Annotated in this window: 10 protein-coding genes; 2 read left to right on the top strand and 8 right to left on the bottom strand. The window is 62.3% G+C overall.

Annotation, left to right across the window (positions count from 1 at the left end):
* Window positions 1-211: 211 nt before the first annotated feature.
* The 3 genes from IEY37_RS19870 to IEY37_RS19860 all read right to left on the bottom strand — a co-directional run bounded on the left by IEY37_RS19870 (window position 212) and on the right by IEY37_RS19860 (window position 2,140).
* Window positions 212-886 (bottom strand): RES family NAD+ phosphorylase, encoded by a 675-nt coding sequence (locus IEY37_RS19870; RefSeq protein ID WP_188944668.1) that lies wholly within the window; start codon window positions 884-886, stop codon window positions 212-214.
* On the bottom strand, window positions 883-1,665 hold the full coding sequence (locus IEY37_RS19865; RefSeq protein ID WP_188944667.1) for a hypothetical protein: 783 nt from the start codon (window positions 1,663-1,665) through the stop codon (window positions 883-885). Before IEY37_RS19865 ends, IEY37_RS19870 begins: the two co-directional genes overlap by 4 nt.
* A gap of 118 nt (window positions 1,666-1,783) precedes the next feature.
* Window positions 1,784-2,140, bottom strand: a complete 357-nt coding sequence (locus IEY37_RS19860; protein WP_188944666.1) for a histone-like nucleoid-structuring protein Lsr2 — start codon at window positions 2,138-2,140, stop codon at window positions 1,784-1,786.
* 423 nt (window positions 2,141-2,563) lie between these two features.
* Here IEY37_RS19860 and IEY37_RS22905 point away from each other — a divergent pair, with 423 nt between their 5' ends.
* Complete coding sequence (locus tag IEY37_RS22905) at window positions 2,564-3,130, top strand: SLOG cluster 4 domain-containing protein (RefSeq protein WP_373298400.1); 567 nt, start codon at window positions 2,564-2,566, stop codon at window positions 3,128-3,130.
* 3 nt (window positions 3,131-3,133) lie between these two features.
* Window positions 3,134-3,649, top strand: coding sequence for a RipA family octameric membrane protein (locus IEY37_RS19850; protein ID WP_188944665.1), 516 nt, complete (start codon window positions 3,134-3,136; stop codon window positions 3,647-3,649).
* A 618-nt stretch (window positions 3,650-4,267) separates the two neighbouring features.
* On the opposite strand, the gene IEY37_RS19845 is transcribed toward IEY37_RS19850, so the two are convergent.
* The 5 genes from IEY37_RS19845 to IEY37_RS19830 form a co-directional block, all read right to left on the bottom strand.
* Entirely contained in the window at window positions 4,268-5,887 is a 1,620-nt protein-coding gene (locus tag IEY37_RS19845) for an AAA family ATPase (protein ID WP_188944664.1), read from the bottom strand.
* Window positions 5,888-6,143: 256 nt separating this feature from the next.
* Window positions 6,144-6,407, bottom strand: coding sequence for a plasmid mobilization protein (locus IEY37_RS22900; RefSeq protein WP_373298399.1), 264 nt, complete (start codon window positions 6,405-6,407; stop codon window positions 6,144-6,146).
* Window positions 6,404-6,745 carry a nucleotidyltransferase domain-containing protein gene (locus IEY37_RS22895; protein WP_373298398.1) on the bottom strand — a complete coding sequence of 114 codons (342 nt, stop codon included), beginning with the start codon at window positions 6,743-6,745 and terminating at the stop codon, window positions 6,404-6,406. The genes IEY37_RS22900 and IEY37_RS22895 overlap by 4 nt, the downstream gene beginning before the upstream one ends.
* On the bottom strand, window positions 6,675-7,058 hold the full coding sequence (locus IEY37_RS19835) for a hypothetical protein (RefSeq protein ID WP_188944662.1): 384 nt from the start codon (window positions 7,056-7,058) through the stop codon (window positions 6,675-6,677). Before IEY37_RS19835 ends, IEY37_RS22895 begins: the two co-directional genes overlap by 71 nt.
* A complete protein-coding gene (locus IEY37_RS19830; protein WP_188944661.1) occupies window positions 7,055-7,777 on the bottom strand; it encodes a hypothetical protein in 723 nt (240 codons plus the stop codon). Before IEY37_RS19830 ends, IEY37_RS19835 begins: the two co-directional genes overlap by 4 nt.
* Between the last annotated feature and the right edge of the window lie 225 nt (window positions 7,778-8,002).

Genomic DNA, 8,002 nt, shown 5'->3' with positions numbered 1-8,002 from the left:
AGACCTCGACCCTCAACCACGCAGCGACGCGCCCACCCGACTACACCCTCAACTGCGAAGAGCCAGATTGGGTGCACTCATGACTCGCGGATCAGCGAATCAAGACCGCATCTCTACCCGCTATGTCGTGCGATGCTCGCCGTCCTACGCAAGGAGACCTTGTGGTCAACCACCCACCAATTCATGAGTAACGATTCTTGGGCGGTCCGTGTCAGATGTCGGTGATGAGGATGGCCATTTGGTCGGCGAGGTCGGCGACGTGGTCGAAGCCTTCGCCCACGGCGAGGGGTTTGAGGATGGAGTCGGGGCGGACTGTCAGTTCACTGGCGGCGACGCGGTCGGCGAAGAGCAGGATGCTGCGGCTGCGGTCGTTGAGTCGGGGGACCCAGATCATGCCGTCAACGGGGGTGGGTGCGGCATGGACGGCTTTGGCCCACGGGGCAGTGTGTGGATAGGTGCGGGGTCCGCCGTCGAGTAGTTCGGCGCGGTTAGTGGCGATGCGGTGCAGCCCCGGCCCGGTGAGGTCGGCCAGGACCAGGTCGCGGGAGGCGATGAGTTCGACGGCGATCTTGTGGTTGAGCTGGCCGCGAGTCACCGTTTTGAGGCCGCGGACGGGGACGTCGTGAAAGACGGTCTCGGCTAGGGCGCCGGCGAGGTCACTGGCTCCGTACAGCACCGGCAGCGGATCCGTGGCGCCGTCCGGGGTGAAGGGATGAAACCGGCCCCGCCGGGTCACGGTGCCGGCGTAGAACTCGCGTGAACCCCAGTTCGCGTCGTAGACCCGGTGGATCACTTCCCCGGCCGGCCACTGCCCGGGGAGCAGGTCCAACGGCAGGATCGGTGCAGCGACTGTCGGGGTGGACGGCAGCGGTGCGGGGTAGCTCACCCCGCCTGCTGTTCGCGGCGTGAGCCGGTGTCCGGGTCAGCGTCGAGGTGTTCACCATCCAGGGGATCGGGTCCTCCGGTGAGCTCTTGAGCGAGCTGCTGTGCGGCCTCGATCACGGCGGCGGGCTGGTCGGCGAGCAGGTCCACGGGGCGGGCGCCGTCGAGCCAGCCGTTGTTGGACACAAACCACAGCGCCAGGGCCCGACGGTCCCGCACACCTTCCAGTACCCGGATGACGTCCGCGATGACCGGCCGCGGTCGTCCTGCTTGGTCGAACTGGAAGGCCGGGTACCGGTGGGATCCATCGCCGGCGGGGACGGCGAACACCTCACCCCGACTCGCCCAGCGTGACGCCGTGGAACCGGCGTTCTTCGCGGTCGAGCCGGACTGCGCGGCGACCTGAGCACTGGTTAACAGTGGAAACTCGGCCGCGAAGGATGCCCACACGTCCGCGAGCCGGCGCGCCTGCTTGTAGGCGCCCATTCCGATGACCGGCCCCGGCGGCTCGATCGCTTCCAACACCCTGCGGTACTGCTCCGTGCCCACCTGCACACTGCTGACCGCAGCCGCCACCGCCTCCAGCACCTGTCTGCCCAACCGCTGCCCACCATGGTGGGCGGCCGCGTTGTAAGCGGCCAACAGGTCGCGGACGGCGGTTCCGTCGCCTACACCCGGGCTCAGCAGCACCAAACCGCCCGAGACGTCGATGCCGCGCCGCCGGGCGAACTCCGCCATCTCCTCATCGCTCAGGTCGACGACCGTCACTTCGCTGACCGACACAACCCCATGATGACACAAGTGACGTCACGATGCAGGAATCACTGGATCACTTTAATTACGGGCCGCAAGCTGGCCGGGTGCCCGCCGTGCGCGGGAGTCTGAGCGTGCGGTGTACGACTTAGGAGGAGTGGGCGGCGTGGTAGGCGTCCTGGATGGACGCCGCGATGCGGCCCCGATCGGAGACTCCGTATCCGTTGTCCTTGGCCCACTGCCGCATGGCCTGGATCTGTTCGCGGTCCACCGGCGCGACAGCGGTCCCGCTCGGGCGGCGCCGGCGACCGGCCGTCGACTGTGACGAGGAGCGGTCGATTCGACGGGCGTGGCTGATGTAGGTGGCCATCGCGTCACGAAACTTCTCTACGTTTTTTTCACCAAGGTCAATCGAGTAGCTGGCGCCCTCGAACGTGAACTCCACCGTGGTGACGTCCGCTTCGGACTGGTCGATGTCGTCGAACTGAATCTCCCGAGTGCCCATACACGAGACCCTAACACAACCGGCGCGGCACTTGAGTGTTAGGCGCACGGGCCGGCAAAGCTTAGTGCCTGATACCGACTGGCGGGGCCCGAGAATTAGTACGCTCCATGTGGGGGTTCGTGGTTCTTGGTAGGGAAGTCGGGAGCGTAGACGGACGGCGCGCGTAGCCTAGGACGCAGACCGAGATCCGAACAGTGGGATAGCGTCGAGGTATCCTTGGCACCGTCATAAGCCCGCGTTGAGAACCTTGCACCTGATGCCAGCGGGACCGGGGCGTCCGTGGTCGGACCGGATGCTTGTCAACCGGCTCAGCCCCAGCCCGCGATTCGGACACGTTGACCAAGGTTGCGCCGGACATCGTCATCAAGATGACCGCCGACCTACCTGGCCCGTACGATAGATACCGATTGGGCGCTTACCGGGGTGCCTGCATCGAGGCACGTTGGCAGCGTCGCCAAGCACAGGCTGCTAGCCCAGGAGACCCAGGTGCGAAGACTCGTGATTGCGGTCGTAGGACCCTCGGACATCAGCGAGGGTGACTCCCTGTTCGAACACGCGGTCGTTGTGGGCCGTGCTGTGGCCCAGCATGGCGCAATCCTCAGTTGCGGCGGACTGGGCGGAGTGATGGCTGCGGCCGCCCGAGGAGCGCGCCAATTCTCTTCACAGGCCGACGTTGTCGGTTTCCTCCCTGGCTCAGATGCAAACGAGGCAGATGAAAACGTAAGCATCCCAATTCCGACGGAGATGGGGGAGATGCGAAACTGGTTGGTGGTCCGTTCCGCTCATGGAGTCATTTCTATCGGTGGGAGTTGGGGCACGTTGTCGGAGGTGGCTCTGGCAGTTCGCCATGGCCTGCCTGTGGTATCTATTAACGGGTGGGCGGTGTCAACGTATGACGGGATAAGTCCTCCCGGAGTGCACGAGGAGTCCAATCCAGCGAACGCGGTTTCGCTACTGTGCGCACTGGTTGCACGTTCAGCGGCAGAATAGACGATGAGCACGCCAGCTTCGCGAGACGACAGTAACTCACTGACCACAAGCGACCGGATCAAACTGTACGAGCTTGCCATTCAGAGTTACCACACCGATTTGAACCTTTATACCACCCGCATGAACCTATTTCTTCTGGTCGAGTCTGCGGGAGTGGGTCTGGTCTTCACCGACAGGGCTCGCTACAACAGCGGCATCGCATGGTTCGGGTTGGTGGTCGCATGCGCTTGGGCGGCTGTTGCCGCATCTTCCTACGTGTGGATTTATCGCTTCCGACAAGAAGCTGTCAATGCAGGACTCGAACTGTGGAAACCGACGTCGACCTCACCAGCAGCGGCTAGGCAACTACTGGCATTCGTCAATGTGTTCGAGCCGGGTATCACAGCCTCCCGGGGTGGTGGCTTGCATAAATGGATGTCTCACCTAGGCTCGTTCTTCGTTAGGCCGAGCGGATTGATGGCCCTGTTACCATTCCTTTTTGGTGTTGGATGGATTCTTATTCTAATCCTTCGGCAGTAATCTTCCGTAACAGTCTAGATCTAGAGATTTGCCGACATCACAGCAGTCGGCCGGAGCCTTTTTGTCACCGTGACGGTTTATGGCGATTCCTCTCAAGGAGGTTTCTCGCTCGTGGGCCCCCGTTCGTGACCGAATGTACGGTTCCGCCCTGGCGAGCCGACTCGCACGCCAAGCGAGCGGCCTAAGATGCTCATGTGGGCATGGGTATCGTCGTTCCTCGGCATGTCCCACTACCTGACTGGTCAGCCATGGCGCGTCGCCATCGGCTCTCAGTCGTCTTCGATGCCATGTTTGGTGGGCACGAAGCGTGCGACGAACCACCTCTGCAAAAGTGAACGAAGCAGTCCGTCATGTCGTGCGTTGAATGCGGGCGCACCTGACTCTTGGCGGCAGTCCTAGACCTATTCGCTCGCACTACTGGCCGAACGCTGTACTTCGAAAGTCGTTGACACCTCACCGACAAGCCATATTATGTCAGTCTAGGGGGAACATTTTATCTTACGCGGTCTTCTGCCTCCTTCACGCACGGCGCGGTCTTCCGCTGCTATTGAGGTCGTTTGCAGCCGTAACCGCAAGCGTCGCAGTTGAGGAGTATCACAGGTCGGAAAGGTGCGCCGACTAAGAGGGCGGAAGGACACCCGCTATGACGGACCGGCGGGTAGGAAGCTGAGCCTTCAGTGCATTCTCGAGCTCAACGGCGAGGGCCGTCGGAGTACCGGTGCGGCCAAGAGTATTGATGATTAGATTGACGTACTTATCGGCGTTTATTCCGCATGCCTGCGCTGCGAGGGGTAGCATCTGCTTGCCCGGGACCACAGCGAGCACATCGTTGATATCGGCCTTGGCAAGCAAGGCGTCGTCGACCCGCTTCTGCTCCTCGAGCAAGATCGACTCGGGCGAAAACTGCCACTTTGTGTGATCGAAGATGTCGGGAAACTGCTGGACGATTTCGTCAATGTTGCCCTGCTTCTGAGTCACGCTCGACACCAGGCCTTCTAGCGATGGCTCAAGACGCTGCTTCCATCGTTCGATCGTAATCTTCCTTCGTTGATCGTCGTTAACCGACGACTGCAACTTCTGCTTGTAGCTGATCCGGTCGAGCGGATCCATCTCTAAGTGCCCACGCACTGCATCAACAATTTCGGGCAGAGAGAACAAACTTTCAATCTCATGCACTTTGAGCATGTACACTCCAGCTGGAAGTGCGTCTCGGAATGCTTGGGCGTGGTAGTCGCCGTCGATCACGCCGACCGCTTCAAGGGCGGATGCCACACCCGAACTTCGCAGCGCTTCGACGCATCGCAGAACCCGTTCATAGCCAGCAACCGGACGAACAACGGTGTCGGGGCCATTGAACCACGCATTATAGAATGGCTCGTCATGGCTGCTTGCGTCACCCTCACAGAACACTACTCGCGAGGCGTAAAACGACAAGGAGGCCGAGCCAAGCAGGGCCTCCGAGACATCACCGGGCAGCTCGGTGTCAACGCCAATTACTCGAAGGCCCGCGGTTGGACTAGCGAGTACATAAGTCGCCTGCTGTCTCGATAGAGCGAACGTCAAGTCGTGCGTCACATAGACGAATCGAATATCGGGTCGTGCCGCCTCAATTGCATTCCATAGACGCACAGCGAGCAATGAGTGCAGGTGCGTTTCGGGCTCGTCCACGATGATGGCGCCCGGTGCGGCCGAGAACACCCGAGCCATCAAGAACAGCGCAGCCTTCTCGCCATCGCTCATTTGATTACCGCTATACGTCATTTCTGCGCCAGTTGATACGTTGCGCACCATCGGACGCCAATCGCTCCAGAACAACGAGCGGCCCGGGAACACCTCTTTCCAAAGCTGCTCAACCTTGCCCAGTGTCGTCTCGCCGGGACTACCAGCCGTGGCCGGGCTATCCCTGAATCGTCGCACGAAATCAATAGCGACGCTAGAATGCTCGCCCAGCATTCGAGCCAACATGGCGTCAAATTCGCCTGAGAGATCCCAATGGTTGTGGCGAGCGGTCGCCTTACCCTGCTCAAATTGCTGCAGCGCCGTTTGCATCGCCATCACTGGCACCTCAGGTGTTACACGAGTGTTCCTGAGAGCGTTAATGACCTCGATCGCGGCTCCATCCGGACTACTGATGGATCGGCTCTGCCTCGTCTTACCGCTACCGTTCGGGCCAAGTACAACTACGGCCTTATCGCCGGTCAACCGCTCGCCGCCCGGAAGCACCAGATCGAATGTCACGCCGCGGAGCGTACCAAGGACTAGCGGCAACTTCCGCCAGCAGCGGTATCGCCCCGCATCGTCATCAAGCGGTTGGGCGTTGGCAGCGTCAGACCGTCCTCGCAATGCCAACACGACGTTGGTCAGTCACGAAGTGGCGCCAGTTGGGCGGTACGGAAAGGGGAAGCCGCTCAAACGCAGCCTACGTGCGGATAAGATTGACTGATTGATTGGCTTGCATGCCCTGTTTCGGGTTTGGTAACCACTAACTGATCGACTAAGTCTCCCCCGCTTTTGCGCGGCTACTGGGGCGACTAGGAGCGAGATCGATGACAGGGTCGTGGCAGGTGCTACCGTCGCCGTCCTTGACGTTTTCCAGCACTGTGCGGCGCAACAAAGCGCTAACCGTCAGCCCGCTCTCCTGAGCGCGCCGGCGGATCTCGTCCGCCTCCGACTTGGTGACTCGCAGGCCCATCACCAGTTGACGCTGCCGCGCCTCCGAGCGCGATCGTCCTAGCGGTGGCACGACTCTTTCCCTCATCGGTGCGCCAACGTGTCGTCGAGGTTCGCGAAGACATCGTCGCGCAGCTGTGGCTGCCGCCGCTCTGCCTCCGCCTCGACCCGCGACACCACCACGAAGTCACAGGGGAGCCCGACGTGCCTGTGTACCGCGGCGCGTAGCCGCTCACGCACATTGAGGGCCGCCTCGCGATGACCAGGCTCGTAAACGAGGGCCAGGTCAACGTCCGACGGGTGCGGAGACCCAGTCGTCACGGAACCAAACGGTACGACTGTGACCCCCGGGCTATCACCGGCCCCAGCCAGTGCCCGCGCGAGGCCCGCCTGCCAAGAAGACGTCGCCAGCGTAGTGGACTGCACGCATGAACTCCCTCCAGTTGTATAGACCAACGTTGCGGCTGATGGCCAACGCGCGGGCCTCGGGCGTGTAGGTATTCCACGGCCCTGTGTTAACGATTGCGTCGGCGTCGGGGTCTGCCTCGCAGATTTCCAGGACGTCCGATTCGCTCAGTAGGTAGTAGTCGACGAGCGTGGCGATGTGGGTCCCGCCGCGCATCTGCACCTCATAGACATTCGGCCGCAGCTCGCACAGCGTTATCAGGTCCGTCTTGCTCCTTAGATACCGCACGAACTGCGGGCGGGTTCGGTCGCCGTGCGGCCGTTGAACGCTCACGCATCCTCCTCGAGCAGATGGTTCATCGCGTCGGGGAACCGCGGAGCGCTTGCGCTCAGAACTCCGAATACATGCCGGGCCTCAAAAGCGTCCGAGTGAACCCTATAGTCGGCGGCGACCTCCTGCTCGGCAGGAGTGAGCAGGTCGCGGTTAAGCTCGAGCAGCTCGACGATGTGCCGATTCGTAGGGACCATCTTCTCCACGGCCTCTCGCCGCCAGACCTCTGCTGCGTCGGTGAGCGGGTCGTCGGATGTCGCCGAGTGCGGCCCATACGCCCGGAAGATCGCGTTGTTGAACTGCAGCAGTCGGGTCAGCTCGTCGCGCAGCTCTGCACGGCTGTTGCACTTTCGTACGTGCAACGCCGAGCGCACGCGCTCCCGCCGGGTGCGTTTCCACCGACTGAGGACCTCCACTGGATACTCCTCCTCCGCGTGGTCGACGACGTAGTGACAAGTCGGGCATAGCACGATCAAGTTGTCGAACGCGGCCAGCAGTTGCTCGTCGGCTGCCGGGTCGGCTCGAGGTCCCCCCGGCGAAGCCGCGACGACGTGGGCGAGCTGGCCCAACGTCACGACCTTGCCGTTGTCGCCGGCGTGGAACAAGTACTGCATGCACTCGGGGCGCTCACAGAAGCCAGCCGACGCTGCCCACAGCTGCCGCTCGGTGTCCAGGCTGATGCTGCGACCACGGGCGCGAACGCAGGTCGTCACGGCGGCCATAGTGCCCTCCCCCGGCGGTTCTACCGTCGCGACACGCAGGGCGGTTCTACCGCCACCGTCCATGCCCGCTGCCCCGTGCCGGCCCCAGATTGCGCTTACAGGGCCTGCAGCGGACCCTCGGCGGCGCCGGGATTGTTGCTCCGGTGCTCGTGTTCTCGGTGTTGCTGGTCCAGTAGGTGCCTCCAGGGCTTCGCCGTTGGCCGCTGCGAGCGGCCACTCGCCGAG

The organism is Nakamurella endophytica (assembly GCF_014646215.1).
Lineage (GTDB): Bacteria > Actinomycetota > Actinomycetes > Mycobacteriales > Nakamurellaceae > Nakamurella > Nakamurella endophytica.
Note: the sequence above shows the minus strand (reverse complement) of the source record. Positions and strands in the feature narration are given on the sequence as shown.

What these genes read in the sequence shown, in the direction of transcription:
- IEY37_RS22900 (WP_373298399.1), bottom strand. Translation starts at nt 6,407, where the DNA reads ATGAGGGAAAGAGTCGTGCCACCGCTAGGACGATCGCGCTCGGAGGCG.
- IEY37_RS19830 (WP_188944661.1), bottom strand. Translation starts at nt 7,777, where the DNA reads ATGGCCGCCGTGACGACCTGCGTTCGCGCCCGTGGTCGCAGCATCAGC.
- IEY37_RS19860 (WP_188944666.1), bottom strand. Translation starts at nt 2,140, where the DNA reads ATGGGCACTCGGGAGATTCAGTTCGACGACATCGACCAGTCCGAAGCG.
- IEY37_RS19850 (WP_188944665.1), top strand. Translation starts at nt 3,134, where the DNA reads ATGAGCACGCCAGCTTCGCGAGACGACAGTAACTCACTGACCACAAGC.